We start from the raw sequence: 1,908 nt of genomic DNA, 5'->3' as shown, positions 1-1,908 counted from the left end.
CCTCATGCGATCTACAATAATTTCAAGATGAAGCTCTCCCATTCCAGAAATAATTGTCTGCCCCGACTCTTCGTCGGTACGCACACGAAATGACGGATCTTCTTGCGCTAGACGCCCTAAGGCTATTCCCATTTTTTCTTGGTCTGGTTTTGTTTTCGGCTCAACCGCGATGTGAATCACTGGCTCAGGAAACTCCATACGCTCCAGAGTAATTACCGCCGCTGGATCGCACAGGGTTTCCCCGGTTGTTACATCCTTAAGTCCCACACAAGCCGCTATGTCGCCCGCGAGAACCTCCTTAATTTCTTCACGATTGTTTGCATGCATCTGTAGCACTCTACCAATCCGCTCCTTGCGCCCCTTTATCGGGTTAAATATCGTATCACCAGACTTCAGCACTCCTGAATAAACGCGAATGAACGTTAACTGACCCACGTATGGATCAGTCATTAACTTGAAGGCCAAAGCAGAGAATTTGGCATCATCAGAAGCTTCCCTTGTATCAGATTCGCCATTTTCTTTCAGACCACCTACCGGCGGGATATCCACTGGGGATGGCAGCAAATCAATAACAGCATCAAGCATGCGTTGCACACCCTTGTTTTTGAATGCCGTTCCACACAACATAGGTTGAATTTCGCAGGCGATCGTGCGATCTCGCAGACCCTTAATTATGTCAGATTCAACAAGAAATCCAGATTCAAGATATTTATTCATCAAATCTTCTGAAGATTCTGCGGCCGCTTCAACCATTTTTTCGCGCCAAAGTTCAGCTAGACTCTGAAGCTCTGACGGAATATCACGATAGTCAAACTTCATACCTTGGGACGCATCATCCCAGTAAATTGCTTTCATCTTAATCAGATCGACAACGCCTTCAAAATAATCCTCTTTGCCAATAGGGATAACAATCGGCACAGGATTAGCTTTTAGGCGCGTTGCCATCTGCTCTACTACTTTAAAAAAGTCTGCCCCCTGGCGATCCATCTTATTTACAAAGGCAAGGCGGGGAACTTTATACTTATTAGCCTGGCGCCAAACAGTCTCAGACTGAGGTTGCACCCCTCCTACAGCGCAATAAACCATGCACGCTCCGTCGAGAACACGCATTGATCGCTCTACCTCAATCGTAAAATCAACGTGACCAGGAGTGTCAATAATATTGATGCGATGCTCAGGGTACTGATTAGCCATGCCTTTCCAAAAACAAGTCGTTGCAGCTGATGTTATCGTTATGCCACGCTCTTGCTCCTGCTCCATCCAATCCATGGTGGCCGCACCGTCGTGCACTTCACCGATCTTATGATTAACTCCGGTATAGAAGAGAATACGCTCTGTCGCCGTTGTCTTACCGGCGTCAATGTGTGCACTAATACCGATATTTCGGTAAAGATTGATAGGGGTTTTGCGTGCCACAGTAGTAACCTTTGCTTATATAGAACAGATGGCCAACAGACAGACTGCCGCCTAAAATGTGTATTAGAATCTAAAGTGTGCAAATGCCTTGTTCGCCTCTGCCATACGGTGCACTTCGTCACGCTTCTTGACTGCTCCACCACGATTTTCTGCCGCCTCGAGCATTTCAGCTGCCAAGCGCTGCCCCATTGACTTTTCAGATCGTTTGCGCGCAGCCTCTCTCAACCAACGCATAGCAAGTGCCATACGGCGACTCGGACGAACCTCAACCGGAACTTGATAGTTTGCGCCACCAACGCGCCGGCTCTTGACCTCAACCAACGGCTTAATATTATTCATTGCGAGGTTGAAAATCTCTACCGGATCTTTCCCTCCTTTAGCTACAACAAGATCGAAAGCTCCATACACTATGCGTTCAGCAACCGATTTTTTACCACTCATCATAATGGTATTGACAAATTTTGAAACTTCACTATTACCGAACTTTGGGTC

The 1,908-nt window shown here is 46.9% G+C and carries 2 protein-coding genes; both read right to left on the bottom strand.

Annotated features, from left to right (window positions below; translation table 11 throughout):
* The coding region (gene fusA, locus WCO51_13195) for an elongation factor G (GenBank protein MEI6514209.1) at positions 1-1,416 on the bottom strand (1,416 nt) is incomplete at its 3' end.
* Positions 1,417-1,479: 63 nt separating this feature from the next.
* A partial coding sequence (gene rpsG, locus WCO51_13190; GenBank protein MEI6514208.1) for a 30S ribosomal protein S7 occupies positions 1,480-1,908 on the bottom strand: 429 nt, incomplete at its 5' end.

The sequence above is a fragment of the bacterium genome, from assembly GCA_037131655.1.
Taxonomy (GTDB): Bacteria; Armatimonadota; Fimbriimonadia; order Fimbriimonadales; family JBAXQP01; genus JBAXQP01.
Note: the sequence above shows the minus strand (reverse complement) of the source record. Positions and strands in the feature narration are given on the sequence as shown.